16 protein-coding genes and 1 pseudogene are annotated in these 16,748 nt (G+C 38.4%); 11 read left to right on the top strand and 6 right to left on the bottom strand.

The features are described 5' to 3' along the window. Positions 1 to 39: 39 nt before the first annotated feature. The 3 genes from DWX43_RS27000 to DWX43_RS14855 all read left to right on the top strand — a co-directional run bounded on the left by DWX43_RS27000 (position 40) and on the right by DWX43_RS14855 (position 2,993). Complete coding sequence (locus DWX43_RS27000; RefSeq protein WP_182440716.1) at positions 40 to 186, top strand: hypothetical protein; 147 nt, start codon at positions 40 to 42, stop codon at positions 184 to 186. Next, positions 183 to 1,997, top strand: coding sequence for a recombinase family protein (locus DWX43_RS14860; protein WP_118620834.1), 1,815 nt, complete (start codon positions 183 to 185; stop codon positions 1,995 to 1,997). The genes DWX43_RS27000 and DWX43_RS14860 overlap by 4 nt, the downstream gene beginning before the upstream one ends. 147 nt (positions 1,998 to 2,144) lie before the next feature. Further along, a complete protein-coding gene (locus tag DWX43_RS14855; RefSeq protein WP_118620833.1) occupies positions 2,145 to 2,993 on the top strand; it encodes a GDSL-type esterase/lipase family protein in 849 nt (282 codons plus the stop codon). A 193-nt stretch (positions 2,994 to 3,186) separates the two neighbouring features. Here the strand turns inward: DWX43_RS14855 and DWX43_RS14850 are convergent, their stop codons facing one another. Together DWX43_RS14850 and DWX43_RS14845 are read right to left on the bottom strand one after the other, a co-directional pair. Next, positions 3,187 to 3,894, bottom strand: coding sequence for an ABC transporter permease (locus DWX43_RS14850; protein ID WP_242996121.1), 708 nt, complete (start codon positions 3,892 to 3,894; stop codon positions 3,187 to 3,189). After that, positions 3,887 to 4,519, bottom strand: a pseudogene (locus DWX43_RS14845) (ATP-binding cassette domain-containing protein); the annotation flags it as partial. The pseudogene DWX43_RS14845 and the gene DWX43_RS14850, both read right to left, overlap by 8 nt. Before the next feature lie 120 nt (positions 4,520 to 4,639). On the opposite strand from DWX43_RS14845, the gene DWX43_RS14840 reads away from it, so the two are divergent. From DWX43_RS14840 to DWX43_RS14825, 5 genes are all read left to right on the top strand, one after another. Continuing rightward, positions 4,640 to 4,990 carry a helix-turn-helix transcriptional regulator gene (locus tag DWX43_RS14840; protein WP_182440715.1) on the top strand — a complete coding sequence of 117 codons (351 nt, stop codon included), beginning with the start codon at positions 4,640 to 4,642 and terminating at the stop codon, positions 4,988 to 4,990. 380 nt (positions 4,991 to 5,370) lie between these two features. Next, complete coding sequence (locus DWX43_RS14835; RefSeq protein WP_118620831.1) at positions 5,371 to 7,206, top strand: DEAD/DEAH box helicase family protein; 1,836 nt, start codon at positions 5,371 to 5,373, stop codon at positions 7,204 to 7,206. A 167-nt stretch (positions 7,207 to 7,373) separates the two neighbouring features. Next, positions 7,374 to 7,550 (top strand): hypothetical protein, encoded by a 177-nt coding sequence (locus DWX43_RS27190; protein ID WP_187370893.1) that lies wholly within the window; start codon positions 7,374 to 7,376, stop codon positions 7,548 to 7,550. 95 nt (positions 7,551 to 7,645) lie between these two features. Further along, positions 7,646 to 8,341, top strand: coding sequence for a DUF3990 domain-containing protein (locus DWX43_RS14830; protein ID WP_182440714.1), 696 nt, complete (start codon positions 7,646 to 7,648; stop codon positions 8,339 to 8,341). Beyond that, positions 8,334 to 8,762, top strand: a complete 429-nt coding sequence (locus DWX43_RS14825) for a hypothetical protein (protein ID WP_118620829.1) — start codon at positions 8,334 to 8,336, stop codon at positions 8,760 to 8,762. Before DWX43_RS14830 ends, DWX43_RS14825 begins: the two co-directional genes overlap by 8 nt. Before the next feature lie 71 nt (positions 8,763 to 8,833). Here the strand turns inward: DWX43_RS14825 and DWX43_RS14820 are convergent, their stop codons facing one another. The 4 genes from DWX43_RS14820 to DWX43_RS14805 all read right to left on the bottom strand — a co-directional run bounded on the left by DWX43_RS14820 (position 8,834) and on the right by DWX43_RS14805 (position 10,695). Further along, positions 8,834 to 9,397, bottom strand: a complete 564-nt coding sequence (locus tag DWX43_RS14820) for a relaxase/mobilization nuclease domain-containing protein (protein WP_118620828.1) — start codon at positions 9,395 to 9,397, stop codon at positions 8,834 to 8,836. Next, the gene (locus tag DWX43_RS14815) at positions 9,379 to 9,663 is read right to left on the bottom strand and encodes a hypothetical protein (RefSeq protein WP_118620827.1); all 285 of its coding nucleotides are present in this window, start codon (positions 9,661 to 9,663) and stop codon (positions 9,379 to 9,381) included. The genes DWX43_RS14820 and DWX43_RS14815 overlap by 19 nt, the downstream gene beginning before the upstream one ends. Before the next feature lie 143 nt (positions 9,664 to 9,806). After that, a complete protein-coding gene (locus tag DWX43_RS14810; RefSeq protein WP_118620826.1) occupies positions 9,807 to 10,013 on the bottom strand; it encodes a helix-turn-helix domain-containing protein in 207 nt (68 codons plus the stop codon). 190 nt (positions 10,014 to 10,203) lie between these two features. Further along, the gene (locus tag DWX43_RS14805; protein ID WP_182440713.1) at positions 10,204 to 10,695 is read right to left on the bottom strand and encodes a helix-turn-helix transcriptional regulator; all 492 of its coding nucleotides are present in this window, start codon (positions 10,693 to 10,695) and stop codon (positions 10,204 to 10,206) included. Positions 10,696 to 10,943: 248 nt separating this feature from the next. On the opposite strand from DWX43_RS14805, the gene DWX43_RS14800 reads away from it, so the two are divergent. The 3 genes from DWX43_RS14800 to DWX43_RS14790 are packed head-to-tail and all read left to right on the top strand — an operon-like array spanning position 10,944 to position 16,744. Next, positions 10,944 to 12,992, top strand: a complete 2,049-nt coding sequence (locus tag DWX43_RS14800; RefSeq protein ID WP_118620824.1) for a dynamin family protein — start codon at positions 10,944 to 10,946, stop codon at positions 12,990 to 12,992. Beyond that, a complete protein-coding gene (locus DWX43_RS14795) occupies positions 12,985 to 13,617 on the top strand; it encodes a hypothetical protein (RefSeq protein ID WP_118620823.1) in 633 nt (210 codons plus the stop codon). Before DWX43_RS14800 ends, DWX43_RS14795 begins: the two co-directional genes overlap by 8 nt. Beyond that, the gene (locus DWX43_RS14790) at positions 13,610 to 16,744 is read left to right on the top strand and encodes a DUF87 domain-containing protein (RefSeq protein WP_118620822.1); all 3,135 of its coding nucleotides are present in this window, start codon (positions 13,610 to 13,612) and stop codon (positions 16,742 to 16,744) included. The genes DWX43_RS14795 and DWX43_RS14790 overlap by 8 nt, the downstream gene beginning before the upstream one ends. Positions 16,745 to 16,748: the final 4 nt, after the last annotated feature.

Here is a 16,748-nt window from a genome sequence, read left to right as displayed (position 1 = left end):
CATACGCTAAAGTGACAATGGTAAAAGCCGTGACAGACAATGAAAAATGAGAACGCGAAACAGAAAGATGCCGCAGAGATGAGGATTCTCCTTAAGACGGTCGAAATACTGTGCCGTGAGAAATTGATATCCGTGGCCGGGCGAATCCGGGCAGAAAACCAGATATACCGGAGGTACAGGCTTTGACCAGGGCCGTCATATACTGCCGCTGCAGTACTGAGGAAGAGAGCCAGCAGGATGCCCTTTTTAAGCAGGCCGCCGAATCACGGCTTAGCGTGGCACGGCAGGGATGGCTGCTCGTAGACGAATATATAGAAGCAAAAAGCGGGACAACGACGGCAGGGCGGGACGAATATAACCGCTTATACGAAGAATTACAGACGGATAAATTTGACATTGTAGTCATCAAGAGTCAGGACCGGCTCATGCGCAACACAAAAGACTGGTACTTATTTATAGACCGTCTGGTTACAAACGGTAAAAAACTGTTTATGTATCTGGAAGGTAAGTTTTATTCGGCGGATGATGCCCTGATTACCGGGATCAAGGCGATTCTGGCCGAGGAGTACAGCAGGGAGCTTTCGAAAAAGATAAACAATGCCCATTACTACAGACAGCGGGACGGCAGGAAATTCATTCTCCCGTCCCAGACCTACGGATTAAAAAGAAACCCGGATGGGTCGGTTGAGCTTCAGAAGGAGGAGGCAGAAGCAATCCGGATTATGTTTTTCCTATGTAAAAGCATGGGGTGTACTTCAATCGGGCGTTATCTGGAGGAAAATGGAATCCGTGACAGGAACGGAAAAGTATTTCAGGCAGAAACCATCCGAAGGATTATCCGTAATCCGATCAGGTGCGGAACGGTCATTCAAAATAAAAGGCATTTCGACTTCCAGACCGGAAGGACCATGCAGGTCCCAAAAGACCAGTGGATGATCCATAAAAATGCCGTTCCGGCCATTGTCCCTGAGCAGGAATGGCAGGAGGCAAACGAGGCAATGGACCGGAGAAAAAGGGCGTACAGCCTAAATGAGGACCAGCCAAGGGGGAAAAATCCCGGGAAATACCGGCTTTCCGGGAAAATCCGCTGTGGTGAATGCGGCAGTCCTTACTACCGCCGGTACAGAAAGAAACAGAAAAAAACGGCCGCAGTGTGGCAGTGCCGGAATTACATTCATAATGGCAGGAACCTGACAAAGCAGGACTGTAAAAACAGCCGGGAAACAGAGCCGGAAGAAGGGTGGGGCTGTGACAATATCCATCTGGATGAAGAACGGCTGTCTGCCATACTGGAAAAGGCAGCGGGGCAATACAGTGACGTGGCAAAAGCAGATGTTTCAGAAATCACAGGTATCATCATGCAGATTCTTACAGAAACGCTGGAGCAGGATGACCCGGCCGGACAGGTGAAACACCTGAAAAAAGAGGCAGAACGCTATGCAGGACAAAAACAAAGGCTTTTGGAGAAACTGCTCGAGGATGTGATTACGGATGAAGACTATAAAGAAAAAAGATCGCAAATTGAACAGAAGATAGAAAACATTAATCACCAGTTGGAAAAATTAAATGATGCAGGGAGCACACAGAACATACCGGAACAAAGACTGGAGAAAATACAGAAGCGTTTGGCAGACGGTGCAGTCCGGCAGGCAGAAATCGAGGTAATGCTGGATTACATCGAAGAAATTGAAGTATTTCCGTCCAGACTCGTTCTTACCTGTAAACCTGAAATGCACGGGGCAGAAAAGAATCCCCGTATAGAAATCCCATTGGATGCCGATTTCCAGTATGCATCAAGAAAAGAATCCGAAAATCAGAGGATTCTGGATTACATGCATGATAATCCCCGGATTACTGCAAAGATGATTGCAGAAAAAGAGGGAATCAGCCTGTCCGCGGCAAATGCAAGAATCCGCAGGCTGAAGCGGCAGGGGAGGATCCATTATAACGGGAAGGGCGGACACGGCGAGTGGAAGGTACGCTTCATAGAAAAATGACCGGGGAAGGGACGGGACGGGATAAGTGATTGTGAAATGGCGGAATATGAAGTATAATAAAATATATATGATAATGAATAGGGACGCGTCTGAAAACGTGTCCTTGTATTATATAAAGAGGAATTATTTGAAAGGGATATTGGGAATATGAGTAAGATGGTTAAAAGGGTGCTTGCCATCATCGTTTTGATGGTTGTTGCAGCCGGGGCCGGGGGTGTGGTTTATGCGCGTATGATACAAAGGCCAGCGGCACCGGTGCCAGCGGATGAGGAAGAAGTAAAGGAGCCTGCGGTGAAGACGGATGAGGAAGAACAGGAGGAGCCGAAGCGCGTGACTGAAAAGATAAGGGTGGCGTGTGTCGGAGACAGTATTACCTATGGTGCAGGTGTGATGACATCCCGGGAGCGGGATTCTTATCCGGCAAAGCTGGCGGGACTGCTCGGGGATGGGTATACGGTCCTTAATTTCGGGGTAAGTGGTTCCACACTACTGAGTGAAACGAATAAATCATACAGAAATCAGGATGCATTTAAAGAATCACAGGAAGCAGATCCGGATATCGTCCTGATTATGCTGGGTACAAATGATTCGAAGGCATACAACTGGAATGCAGGGGAATATGAAAGACAGCTTCGGGATTTTGTTAACGGATACAAAGAACTGCCGGGCAGTCCGAGGGTATATTTGATGACATGTTGTGCCGCTTTCGGCACAGACGGCAAAGACGTGGTTGCGTTTCAGGTGAACAAGTCGGTGCTGGCAACGGAGATTGTGGCAATTATTAAAAGAGCCGCAGAAGCATGTGATGTTCCGGTCATAGATATCTATAACACGACAAAGGAACACCCCGGCTACTTTGTGGATGGGGTTCATCCAAATGCAGAAGGCAACGAAGTGATCGCGGAGACGGTATATAAATTTCTTAAGCTGACAGAGAATCAAGAGGATAAAAAGCAGGAAGTACCAAGTGGGAGCATCAGAAAAGATGGGGAGTAAGAAATGTTATGCAGTTACTATTAAAAGATCAGCTATTAATGGAGATAGAAGAGAATGGGCTGTTAACCGCGCCCTGCTTTCCTGAGTGACAGACAATGGGAGCAGGTGTTAGATAGGGTGGCAGTATTAAAATCTGTTTGATGTGTGTTGAGGCGGCCTTAGTATATCGCACCGGTGCCTGACATTGTGTCACTTACACAACACAGCTGAATACCTGGCTTGAGTAGATAATCAGATATCCCAGTCCGTCCCGTGCGGCCAGAAATTCGCCGATGATCACACCGACAAGGCACAGCCCAATGTTGACTTTCATATTGCTGATGATGGCGGGGATGGAGCTCGGCAGAACCACTTTAGAAAGGGCGTGCCATTTGTTCCCCCGCAGCGTATAGATGAGTTTGATTTTTTCTTCATCTACAGTCGTGAAGCTGGTATATAGATTTAAAATACTTCCGAAGATGGCGACGGACATTCCGGCAACGATGATGGTTGTTTTAGTAGCGCCCAGCCATACGATGAGCAGCGGCGCCAGGGCAGATTTCGGCAGGCTGTTCAGTACGACGAGATAGGGGTCCAGAATTTCCGACAGCTTTTTACTGCACCATAAGATCACAGCAATCAAAACGCTGATGACGGTGACGAGCAGAAAGCTGGCAATTGTTTCGTACAATGTGACCCATAGATGGACAAAAATACTTTTATCCAGAACCATCCCCCAGAAACATAAGGCTATTTTGGACGGGCTGCTGAAGATAAAGGAATCAATGATCCCCACATTAGCCGTAAATTCCCACAGAAATAAAAAACTCAAAAGGATTGCGACGCGTGAGACACGCACAATCCTTTTGTGCTTTTTGCGCATATTCAGGTAACTTTGCTGTCCAACAGAGATTTCACTCATTTTGATTCAACTCCCCCCATATAATATTGAAATAGTTTTTAAATTCGGGAGCATTCCTCCGAAGAAGAGGAGTGTCTTTTTCAAGAGTAAATGTGACCGGCACGATTTTGGAAATGTGGGCCGGCCGGTTTGTGAGAATGATTACCCGGTCGGCAAGGCTGACGGCCTCGGATAAGTCGTGCGTTACTAAAAGTGCTGTCTTATGTGCATTGCGTATGATCTGCCCGATGTCATCCCCGACAGATAAACGGGTCTGATAATCCAGTGCGGAAAACGGCTCATCCAGAAGCAGAAGGTCCGGTTCCAACACCAGAGTTCTGATTAATGCGGCACGCTGCCTCATTCCGCCTGATAATTCAGAAGGTTTTGAATTGGCAAATTGTTTTAGTCCATACAATTCCAGCAATTCATTAGCTTTTGCCCGTGTTTTTGCAGAGAGCATATGCTGGATTTCCAGCCCGAGAAGAATGTTGCTGTATACAGTCCTCCATTCAAACAGGTGGTCATGCTGCAGCATATATCCGATATTCATCGTACTTTCTTTCCAGTCTTTTCCATTCATTTTTATCAGCCCTTCTTCCGGTTCCAGCAGTCCTGAAATAATGGACAGGAGGGTGGACTTCCCGATGGTATAGTAGTGGAAACAAATGGGGCAGTTCTAACCAAAAGCAGCAGAATATTTGAATGTATGTTCGAAGACGAAAATGTAATGAAGCAATCCATAGCCTTGAGAATTAAATATCAAATGAAGAAAGCGAAGATTTCACAGCCTGAGTTAGCAATGGTATTGGGGTGTTCAAAGGATACGGTGTTCAGTTATGTTCATGGCAAGACACAGGAAGGGAATATGAATAGGGATCTGCTGAAAAAAATGGCACAGTATTTTAAATTGGATCGATATTACTTTTTTAATGAATACCTTATCTTTATTGATACGACAGATGTTCCTGAGTATCTGAGGCAGATGCGGAAGAAAGAAAATATGTCACAGAGAAAATTTGCGTCTAAGGTGCATATCCCTCTTTCAGCTTATAAGAAATATGAGACAGGGGATGCAAGGCTTCCAGAACGATACTGGCAGCATGTAAAGCTATAATAGCTTGGCGGAATATTAAAGAATACACCTGTGATATTTTTCTACAGGTACAAAGTGTGAAGAATAAGCTGAAATAATGATAATGGATATCAATATCTGCATTGGAAAATGGAAATTGCCTAATTCCCATTTTGAAAAAAGATGTTGATAAACGCCTGACTAGTTGTATAATTAAATTTGTACCAGCTAACACGTGTCTGACTGTTTTAACTGTTAATGGGGCTCAATGATGGTGGAATTGGAAAATGGAAAAACACATATTTTGTTATTTCCATTTGCAGACATGAAGAACTATGAAGTAATCATCGCTGACGCGACAGATGTACAAGAGCCTGTGTAGCTATCAACTATAACCTTATTATACGTGGAGAATTAAAAGAATGAGCGAAAGTACAGAGAAAAAATATATTAGTGATGAGATTGGGGAAGAATATCAGAATTGGCGTGAGGGTAATATTATATTTATTACGGCACCGACAGGTTCAGGAAAAACCCATTTTGTTCTTTATAAATATTTAAAATGGGCAATAGAAAAAAACTTTAAGATTCTTTATTTAGTCAACAGGAGAATACTCCAGAAGCAGTTACGAAGGGAATTAAATGAAGAAGTATCGAGGCAACTCCGTGATGTATATAGACAAACAGGGAAGGCTTTAAAAGAATATATTAATATTGAGACTTATCAATATATTGAAAAGAAAATAAAAAATGGTGACATTGGGAAACTCGATTCGGCTATGGATAAATTTTCTTGTGTCGTTTGTGACGAGTGCCACTATTTTTATTCGGATTCAAATTTTAATACCGCGACAGAATTATCATATTTATATATACGAAAACTATTTGAAAATAAAATCCGGATTTACATATCTGCTACTTCAGAGAAAATTTTAGAAAATATAGCGGACTATATTAATGGAAAGCGACTTGTTAATCCTAGCTTTTCGGATTTTTATGCGAGATGCGGAGAGCATATAATAAAGTATGGTCATGGGGGTGAGCATTGTGATTTGGATATAATAGTTGTAAATGGAACGGAAGATTTGGTCGGAAAAATAAAAGAAAATATAAATGAAACGAAAGAAAAATGGCTAGTATTTGTAGACAGTATTTCAGAAGGAAAAATATTACAAAGGGAACTACTTGATAATAAAGATGTGAGTATTGCTAAAAAAGATGTCATATTTTTAGATGCAGACTATGAATACGATGAAAATAAGCATGAAAGTGTAAGAGAAATCGTTGAAAAGAAACATTCTAGTAAAAAAGTAGTAATATCAACAGCAGTTATGGACAACGGCGTAACGTTCCAAGATACAGATTTGGTAAATATTGCTGTATTTGCTGATACAGAAGAAACTTTTATACAAATGTTAGGGAGAAAAAGAAGAGCAAATGAAAAAATAACGCTGTATATATTAAGACGGAATTCTGAGCATTTTAGAAAACGTTTCCAAAATGTTAATAATATTTTAAAGTGTTACGACAAATACGAAAAAGAGTTGAAGCTTCTATATAAGCCTTATATATGTGGAAACAATGTACAAACAGCGGATAATAACAATGATAATATGCACTATATTGATGCTGTACACTACCCAAATATACAGTTTCATCGTGAATGTCAGAAATATCAACAAATTATTTTAAATGCTGTTTTGTCACATGATTTTTTGGAACAGCATTTTTATAGGTTCAGTTATGCTCTTAATGGTATCGTTACCATGAATGAATTAGCAATTTCGCGTTGCGATGACCTTGAGAAGTACTACAAAGATATGGCTGATCAATTGGAGAAAGATGAAAATGCTTTTTTAAAACAGCAGTTGAGATGGCTGGGAAAATCAGGAATTGATATTGCAAGTACTATTAAAGAGGCGGATAAGACAGTGTACGAGAAACATCGTGAGGAACTAGAACGGGCTATTCAAGAAATAATAGGCACTGAATTGACAAAAAGACAAAATATCGAATTTAAACTACGTCTAAAAGATCAGTTTTGTTACTTTGTTAAATATAAAAGTGATGAGGATGAAAAGGACAGAAATATCAAATATTTGGGGCAGAACGATCGACCTCTTTCTACAAAATTATTCAATTCATGTGTTGAGTATGCAAAATTGGGGTATGAAATGACAATGCAAAGGCTTAAAGGAAGTGATGATAGTTCTGAAGGGAAAATATTATATAAAATTGTAGAAAAGATAAAAGAATAAGAAATAAAAGCCATAAGCCGTTGATCAGTATTCAACGGTTTTTCTCTTTGAGAAAATAATCAAAAACCACAATTTGATTTTTAAAAGGCTATTAACAATCTAAAAAGTATAAATAGAGAGGGCATTCATATAATGTTATGAGACCTATCTGTGGAAAGTAGGTTGTTATGGCAAAACGAAGTAAAGAAATCCGAATAGTTGTACATATTCCGGTGAATGGAACAGAAATCTGTAGTGGCAGCCAATTTGATGAGTTTTGGATTAATAAAATAGTTAATAAATTACAGGACTATGAGGGCACCGACATAGATATTCTTATAGATAAAATAAGGGCTAATAAATAGGAGAGAGATTGATTTATTGTATACAAACATATGAAAATCGGCTATTATAATAGATAGACAAGCTGTTGGGGAAACATATGAATCGGGAGGAAATTATGAAGATAGTTAATGTATTTCATGGATCAGACCATATCATCAGGGGACCGGAATATCTTGGCGGTAAAGAAGACAATGATTACGGAAATGGTTTTTATACAACGGAATACGAGGAGCGTGCTAAGAGCTGGGCCGCGTTGAATGGGAATGCAAACAAGGCTATTGTAAATTCCTACGAGCTGGATCTGGAAGGATTATGCATTTTGGATTTAAATGAATATGGTGTACTGGCATGGATTGCGGAAGTGGTTTCTAATCGGGGAATGAATCAAGAGGCAGCGGCTATAGTCGGCAGGAAACTGGTGGAGATGTATAAGGTTAACACGGAGGAATTTGACATCATAAAAGGCTATCGGGCAGACGATAGTTATACACAGGTGGTTGAGGCTTTCCTGACGAACCAGATTAATATTATGGAAGTGGAACGTATGTTTTACAAGGGCTCGCTAGGAAATCAGATTTTTTTGAAATCGGAAAAAGCATTTACACAGATTCGTTGGACGGGCTATTATGAGGTGACTCCGGAAAACAGCCATAAGCAGGAAGACATTAAGGCACGGCGCGAAGTGAATAAGTTCATGCAGGGAAGGATGAAGGCAATCCTGCTGGATGGTTTTGCAGTTCCCGGAATTACGGCTCAATATGCGGCCAATAAACTGCTGACATATCATAAAGAAGGTGATTATTATGAGTAAGACGGCCTATGATGAGTGCTATATTGACAGTATGCTCCAGAAAGCACGGTATCTGTTCAAGCTAATCGGGAGGAATGCGAAGGAGCCGTTTCAGGTAATAGACGATTATCTGAGAAGTGAATACCGCAGGCAGATGGATGAGGGAAATCCGCTTTATTTGAATAAAACGCCAAAGCAGATTCTGGGGAGTCTGGGAATCCGGGTGAAAACTGAGTTTGATATCAGTGAAGATTATGACGAATCTGTATTGGAATGGATGGCTGATATCTATACTTATCTGCAGTGGAAATATAGTATTTCTTCATTTTCTATCGCAGAAAAGATTAAGCCGGAAGAACTGTATGACAAGTATTCCCCGCTCCATGAGACATCACTTGGGAATGCGGCGGAGAAGCTGATCAGGATATATGGTGTTGAGTAGGAATGAATAAAGGCGAAAGATGAATGAGGGGCCTCCGGGGAAGCCTCTCATTTTTGCATAAAACTAACAACTTAAATATAATTTGGCATTTTATGCAGATATAATCCAATATCATCATTTTTTCCACAACGGAATTTTCCTTTTTCATCATAATAAGAATAATTTTGTAATGCAATCCCGTGTAATTCCAACCACATTGCTATGTTCCCCATAAATTCATGAAAGTTTGATTTATTTAGCCGGAAGTGTTTACCTGTGCGGATATTTACCGTATTCATAATAAAATGCACATGGAAATTAGACCGATTATTATGTATGGCATATGCAACCTGATACTCCTCAAGGCAAAATTCTATAATATAACGGGCGGCAGCGTTAAGTGTTCGTAAGTCTATATGTTTTTCCTCTACTGCAGAATCTAGAGATAATATGAAATTTTCAAGTTGTTTACCTTTGGTTTTCCGGTAATAATTTTTAACATATAAAAATTGATTTTGTAATACGGTGATATCGCCATCAAGTAAATTACTCGTCCCATGATAGACACATTTCTTATGATTATAAATATAGGTAAGTTCTCTGTATATATCATCCAAACTGCAGTATGATTCATTTACTATTTTAAATACAGCCATAATCTTTGAACCTCCTCTCTTAATAAAGTTAGCTCTTTGAGAGAGGAAGGGGCGGCTGCATCTATACTGCTGACCATTTGGCTTAACTCCATGATTATATTGAAAAATTCTTTTGAGTATATACCTGATGCAGGATGTAATGATTGATTTAGCATATATGCACTTAAAGTATTATGATTTTGTTCAGCTAATAAAGTCAGCTGATTGTATTCTGAATCTGTTAACCGGATACAGATACTTTTGTTTTTCTTATTTTTCGTGTCCATAGTTGATTCCTCACTTTTTATTTGTAATATTGACGGGATAGCAGGATTAGCGTTTGTATATACATATATACTTTATCTAACCCCTACTTAATTGTTAGCAAGATTATTTCTAATTACCAATGATTATTGAAGATTATTTTTAATTAATGCAAACTCGGTGGGAATGGGCGTTTACTTTTACGATTAATAAATTCTACCACTGCTCCCCTAGGTATTTTCCAAAAACCTTTAATTTTAAATGCTTTAATGTCGCCGGCATTTAATAAAACATAAGCAGTATTTTTCCCTATGTTTAGCCATTCACAAAGTTCATCTACAGTAATTATTTCTGCGTATTCATTTTCAAACATTATAAAACCTCCTGAAAGATTATTGTTAGTTATTAAAATGTTTGGTGAATTATTAAAATATAAAATACATTCTGAATATGATACTGGAATAGAAGGAAAAAGAAGAGTCAGGAAAACAGGGAAATACAGACAGGGTGTATGTAGGGATGTAGACTTAAACACTAGATTAAAAAATGATACTGCTGTGAATTTAATCTGCAGTATCATTTTTTTTATTTTGCATATGTTTAAATTTAATAAAGTCTTTCACTTCTTTTTGTGATTGTTTATCTAGAGCTTTATACTGGGCAAGAATATTCAGGTCTTCTTTGGTAATAGAAGTATAATCTATGCTGGTATTTTTTCCTGAAAATAACTTCAAAAAATGATGAATATTCTTTGAAAGTTTGGGAGTTTGCAAGCCAATACTGAGAGAAGTAAAGCCTAGAACTTTTCCAGTTGGAACAGCTACAGCTATATTAGGAGCAATAGGTATTGTGGTTTCATTAATTAATTCAGAGACTTCTATTTGATAGAATCTGGCTAATTTAAGTATAATCTCTAAATTAGGCTCTCTGGTACTGCGTTCATAATGGCTGTAAGCTTCTCTTGTTACCCCGAGAAAGTCTGCGATATCTTGTTGTGAATACTCCTTTTGATGACGTAGTTCTATTAATTTGGCAGATAATAAAGGCAATGACATAATAAAAACTCCTTTTGGAGTAATTATAGCAAGCATAAAATAAATAATCCTGACATGTAACAATAAGGATTGTAATATAAATTGAAACAAAAGGAACAATATGTTACAATAAAGAAAGAAGAAGCGTTTGAATATTAATGTCAAATAGTTTAGGTGGGTGATACATAATCATGAAAAAATCTCATTTAAAATTGTTGCATTAGAAGTCAAAAATCAAGATAAAACGATAAACTAAGGAGAAAGTGGGTATGATTACTAGTTATGAAAAGTCTAAAGAAAAAGTTTTACATTTTTATGAAGAGTTTTTAGATGTTGTGCGTCAGGCAGGATTTTCAGAAAAGGATACATCTTTCGAGAACCTTAAAAATAAAGCAAAAAAGATCAAAGAAGACCGATTCTGCCTAATGATTGCAGGAGAGGCGAAAAGTGGAAAATCAACATTTATAAATGCATACCTTGGCACAGAGATTCTTCCAATGGATGTGCTTCAGTGTACCAGTTCTGTCGTTGAAATTAAACATGGTGCAGAGTTTGTTTTAGACGCAGTTTATGAGGATGGGCAAATAAAAAAAGAATTTGGAGAAAAGAACATTACTGCATTTCTTAAAAAAAATGCTGCACTGGATGATGACTATAGAGATATTCCAATTACAACGATCAATAACGAGATAATTCTTAAGTATCGTGATGCTAAGATTCCGGAAAGAGTGATTGTTGATTTATTAAAAGGTGTTGAAAGTGAAAACATTCATCATCTTCCGCTTGAGGAATATAACAGAAAAATTAGAGCGTATATAAAGAAAAAGAAACCGGAGTGGGGAAATATTGTTAAAAAGATTAATATTGAGTGCCCCTTTGTAGATGAAAATATGCGCGGTGTAAGAATTATTGACTCTCCGGGTGTAAATGCCGCGGGTAGAGTCGGTGAGGTTACAGAGAAATACATTGAATCTGCAGATGCTATTATATTCGTAAGACCTATTACAGGTGCCGCTATTGAAGCAAATAGCTTTAAAGCGTTCTTGGAGTCAAAGAGCGTTGATAGAAATAAGAACGCTATGTTTTTGGTTTTAACTAGGGCGGCTTCAGAATCAGAAGAGACAATTGAGCGCGCGTGTGAAGAATGTGTTAATGTGTTTGGTATCCAGAAAAACGAAAAGTGGCATGGAATTATTAAGGAGCAGATTATTCCTGTTGATAGCAAAGCTGAACTTTATTATAACAAATTTTATTCAATGTCTACAGAAGAAATCAAAGCAGCAATAGAACAGATGCGCACAGAAAAGAAAATAGAACCATTTGTTAGGATGGCTTGGCTTGATGCGTTTGGAGAAAAAGAAGCATTTCTTTCCGAACTCAAACATTATTCTAATTTCGATATGATTGACCAGTCTATGAATAGATTTGGAAGGAAAGCACAGAATTTAGCATTAAGTGGATTCCTTGATACAATGCTGACAGTGTATTCAAAGATTGAGATTAGTCTTCGTGAGAAAATAGCAAACTATGAATTGAAGGCAGAAGATTCTGGAAAGTTAAAGACAAAAATAGAGAAGATAAAGGCAGAACTGTGTGATATCGAGAACAGAATGAACGATAAAGTCGATGCTATTGAAGCAAAGTATGGGGGTTCGGGAACGAAGGGGCTAATAGCTCAACGTGCTGCGGAAGTAATGGCTGAATACAAAAAGAAAATAGAGGAGATAGATGGAAATAAAGAATCTGGTTTTAATGAACTTGAGAAGCTTTCCCTTCGGCAGGTTGATATTTTTTTAGATTTTGAATCTGATTTACAAAAAAAGGTAGTTGCTGAGTGTAATGAGGTTCTGAAAGTTACACTCAGCGATAATAATATGGTTGAATATGTATCATTGAAACCAGAATTTTCTGAGGAAACAATTAAAAAGATAAAAGAGGATATGAAGCGTGAAGCAAATGAAACGTATACATATACAACAGGCGCTACATTTAAAAAGACACACACGGAATCATATTTTTCGCAGTATAGACACTATAATCTTGTAAAGGACAGTATTATTGATCGACTTGAATCCATTAAGAATCAGGCGATAAGAGATCTTCGTATGTTTGTGTCATGTATAGTTCTTGAGTATGTGAAAGAACTTCAAAAAAATAGTGATATTAAGAAAGATGAACTGGAACAAGTCAAAGAGGCAAAAAAAACAGCGGAAGAAATGGAGCAAATTATTATAAAACTAAAGGAAGTGTTGGAATCCTTGGAATCGAAGGAAATGGATATTAAAGAATTAAAGGGAGGAATTGAGGGCAATGTATAATAACGAATTAAAAAAAGAAGTCCATGTTATGTTTCAAGAACTGGCTGTTAGATCAAAAAAAATCATAGAAACTTCCCAGACAGCACAGATGGCGACAGAGAGAATTAGTGAGGCAGTTTCGTCTAAAGTATCGGCTGAATGCGAAGGATATATTGTCGATGTGTATAATTCTCTTGTCATAAAGATTAAGAGTGAGAAGTATTTCCAAGATCCCGTACATCTGAATGCTTTTTATAGGCTTAACCTTAGAGAGAAACTTAATGACAACTATCATTTTGAAGTAAAATCATTAGATTCCTATAAGAATGGAATTACGTTCGATGAGCTAAATAAATTGTATGCGGTTGCCGGGACAGCAGCAGGCACTTTAGCTCTCGGTGGCATATTAAAATTTGCAATTTCGGGACTTGTCCATGTTCCGATTGCAGTTATTATTGCAGGTGCAGTAATTGCTGGGTTGGCAACGTATGTTTCTGTGCCGGTGAAGAATAAAAAGGAATACAGTAGAGCGGTAAATAAATTTTTGAATGACATGGAGAACGAAATTTTAGACTGGCTGACAGAAGTGGAACGTTATCTTGATACTCAGGTACGTACTCTCAGACAGGAGAAATCACATGAGTAAGGATAATAAGCCGGATATTAACGACCAGCTAGAAAAAAATGCAAGTCAGGAAGTAATAAAAGAACAGTTTGAACGGGATACAGCTATTGTTGCTGAACAATCTTCATTGTTCGTTAAGAATATTCATCCTTCATATTTATACAATACAAAGAAGGAAATAATGGATTTATCCTATACAAGTTCGAACGAGCTGTTGGATGCTTTTAGTTTTTTCAGAATTGTCAGCTGTACAACTGATGAAGTAGAGGATATGTTTGAATTTCTTAATGGAAAAATGGGCAAGTTTTATACAGCATTATATTCCGTGGGGAAACCTGTTCTATATGGTATAGTCTCATATCAAGGAACGATGAACCTTGTTGTTGGTATATATGATTCGGACAACGATGCCAAATTGCTGAAGGGGGTCATGGAAGGCCTGTTAGATGGTGTTGAATTAAGAACTTACAAAATGAATCTCGCAGGAAGAGAAACGAAAGATAGGGAGGTTGGATTAATCACAGCCATTCCGTCCGTCAAAATAGGTGAAGAAAAACAGACGTTTTCACTGGCTCCCATGATGAGGAGTTTAAATGGGCAGGATTATACAGTGCTATTTATCTCGCGTCCTTTATCACAAGAAAAAATATCCCAGACTTATGGTGAAGTAATACAGATAAAGGACCAATGCTTTGCTGTTAGTAAAAGAAATGTATCAAGACAACAAGGCACGTCAAAATCTATAGGAGAGACCGAAGGGAAGTCAGAGACAAGCGCGTATAGTACAGGTATATCAAAAACCAAGGGGTTTGGACTTGCGTTTCTTTTGAGTCCTAATAAATCTAGTGGCAGGACAGAAACAGACAGTTATTCAATTTCGAATAATTATGGCAAAACTATTACAGAGGCTGTCAACCAAAATGAAAGTATTTCTGCAGACATACAAAATGGCTTTGCACTGGAATTGATTGATTATGCTGATCAGGCAATAGAAAGGTTCCGTCAAGGAAAGAATAATGGAATGTGGGAGACTGCAATTTCATATTCTGCGGACTCCAAAATGGTAGCTGGAATTATTCAGGCATGTATCTCAGGTGAATTTGCAAAACCAAATCCCAATATTTTGCCGCAGGCAGTACATAGTTTCCATTTAGATGCTAATGAAGCAAAAGAAAACGCTATTCTGGTCCCTAAAATTATGAAGGGTGAAAGTGCTTCATCACCACTTTGTACAGCTGTTACATCAGAAGAATTAGGGCTGATGTGTACTTTGCCTGATGAGCCAGTGCCAAATTTTGAACTAAAAAAAGGAAAGGTGTATCCGCTTATTACAGACAATACGACTGATGTCAATATCGGATATGTATGTGATGGGCAGCGCAGCCTTACAAATATGCCATTTTCACTTACCTATAAAGATTTAGCCCGGCACACGTTTGTGTGCGGAATCACTGGAAGTGGAAAGACAACTACTGTAAAAGGTATTTTAAGAAATGCAAAAACACCATTTTTGGTAATTGAATCGGCAAAAAAAGAGTATAGAAATATCCATTTAGAAAACAGTAAAAAGCTTCAAATATACACTTTGGGGAAACCAGAAATCAATTGTCTGAGGTTTAATCCGTTCTATATTCAGTGCGGCATTTCTCCGCAGATGCATATAGACTTTCTGAAAGATTTATTTAACGCGTCTTTTTCTTTTTATGGTCCGATGCCATATATTTTAGAAAAATGTCTGCAGAATGTTTACGAGAGAAAGGGGTGGAATCTGACTCTGGGATTTCATCCATATCTTGTTAATTCTATAAATTCGGCTGATTTTTTTGAAGAATCCTATGTGCAGGAAAAGTATATGTCAAAGTCCCACAAGTATCTTTTTCCTACAATGCAGGAACTCAAATCTGAAATTGAAAGGTATGTTGAAGAAGAGATGGATTATGAAGGGGAAGTTGCCGGAAATATTAAAACAGCTATAAAATCCCGATTAGAGAATCTTTGTTCTGGAACAAAAGGTTATATGTTCAACACCTATGAATATGCGGATATGGGGGCACTGCTGACAGATAATACGGTTTTTGAGTTGGAAGGTTTAGCAGATGATTCTGATAAGGCTTTCTGTGTAGGACTTTTGATTATTTTTATTAATGAATATCGTCAGATAACAAAAGAAACTATGAACATGGATAAAGAATTGTCACATATTTTGGTGATAGAAGAAGCACATAGACTTTTAAAAAATGTAAATACAGAAAAAACTTCGGAGGATATGGGAAATCCCAAAGGCAAGGCCGTGGAGCACTTCACCAATATGTTAGCAGAAATGAGATCTTATGGACAAGGTGTAATAGTGGCTGAACAGATTCCGAGTAAGCTGGCTCCGGATGTAATTAAAAACTCGTCTAATAAAATAATCCAGAGACTTGTTGCAGCAGAAGATCAGGAATTAGTTGCTAATACAATAGGACTGTCAGCAGAAGATAGTCTGGATCTCGGAAGTCTTATTACAGGGACAGCTTTGTGCCATAAAGAGGGAATGAGTCTTCCTGTTCGCGTACAGATACCTGCGGTGCAGGATGTAAACGTTTCTGACGGAATGCTTTACAGCCGTGACATGGAAGGCCGCTTTTACCGTATCAATATTAACTTGGCAAAGGAAGCGCTTGCTGATTCGCTTGATGTAACTGGTTTGAAAATGCTCAATTCTATCATGATACAGGAATATGGAACAGTTAGTGAGGCAATAAAAAGCTATAGAAAGTCTGTCAAATCCAAATTAGTAAAGAAGAATGTTAAACTGGTGATGTGCGAAGATGAGAACTCAATATATGCAGAATTGCTTTCAGAAGCAATTCTCCAGTACCTGCTGAACGGAGTATACAGCATTAAACAGCTTATAGCGAATGAGCTGCATATTGGAATTTATGAATTACTTGCTAAACCTAGCGAGAATAAACTTTCGGCAGTTAAGCAAATGTTAAAGACAGCATATAAAGATGACCCGGCATACAAGGGGAAATTTATTGTTGCGCAGTTGGTATATCATGGGGCTGCAGAAAAAACAGATATTTCAGGAACAATTAGAAATTATTTCTTTAATGTGTCAGATGGTGATGTCCTTGAAATTAAAAATATAATAAATGGGAGGTAGTAGT

Source organism: Clostridium sp. AF19-22AC (genome assembly GCF_003479085.1).
GTDB classification, from domain to species: Bacteria; Bacillota; Clostridia; order Lachnospirales; family Lachnospiraceae; genus Faecalicatena_A; species Faecalicatena_A orotica.
Note: the sequence above shows the minus strand (reverse complement) of the source record. Positions and strands in the feature narration are given on the sequence as shown.

Coding starts and splice junctions, on each gene's coding strand:
- DWX43_RS27000 (WP_182440716.1), top strand. CDS start 40: ATGAAAAATGAGAACGCGAAACAGAAAGATGCCGCAGAGATGAGGATT.
- DWX43_RS14855 (WP_118620833.1), top strand. CDS start 2,145: ATGAGTAAGATGGTTAAAAGGGTGCTTGCCATCATCGTTTTGATGGTT.
- DWX43_RS14850 (WP_242996121.1), bottom strand. CDS start 3,894: ATGAGTGAAATCTCTGTTGGACAGCAAAGTTACCTGAATATGCGCAAA.
- DWX43_RS14840 (WP_182440715.1), top strand. CDS start 4,640: ATGAAGAAAGCGAAGATTTCACAGCCTGAGTTAGCAATGGTATTGGGG.
- DWX43_RS14835 (WP_118620831.1), top strand. CDS start 5,371: ATGAGCGAAAGTACAGAGAAAAAATATATTAGTGATGAGATTGGGGAA.
- DWX43_RS27190 (WP_187370893.1), top strand. CDS start 7,374: ATGGCAAAACGAAGTAAAGAAATCCGAATAGTTGTACATATTCCGGTG.
- DWX43_RS14830 (WP_182440714.1), top strand. CDS start 7,646: ATGAAGATAGTTAATGTATTTCATGGATCAGACCATATCATCAGGGGA.
- DWX43_RS14825 (WP_118620829.1), top strand. CDS start 8,334: ATGAGTAAGACGGCCTATGATGAGTGCTATATTGACAGTATGCTCCAG.
- DWX43_RS14820 (WP_118620828.1), bottom strand. CDS start 9,397: ATGGCTGTATTTAAAATAGTAAATGAATCATACTGCAGTTTGGATGAT.
- DWX43_RS14815 (WP_118620827.1), bottom strand. CDS start 9,663: ATGGACACGAAAAATAAGAAAAACAAAAGTATCTGTATCCGGTTAACA.
- DWX43_RS14810 (WP_118620826.1), bottom strand. CDS start 10,013: ATGTTTGAAAATGAATACGCAGAAATAATTACTGTAGATGAACTTTGT.
- DWX43_RS14805 (WP_182440713.1), bottom strand. CDS start 10,695: ATGTCATTGCCTTTATTATCTGCCAAATTAATAGAACTACGTCATCAA.
- DWX43_RS14800 (WP_118620824.1), top strand. CDS start 10,944: ATGATTACTAGTTATGAAAAGTCTAAAGAAAAAGTTTTACATTTTTAT.
- DWX43_RS14795 (WP_118620823.1), top strand. CDS start 12,985: ATGTATAATAACGAATTAAAAAAAGAAGTCCATGTTATGTTTCAAGAA.
- DWX43_RS14790 (WP_118620822.1), top strand. CDS start 13,610: ATGAGTAAGGATAATAAGCCGGATATTAACGACCAGCTAGAAAAAAAT.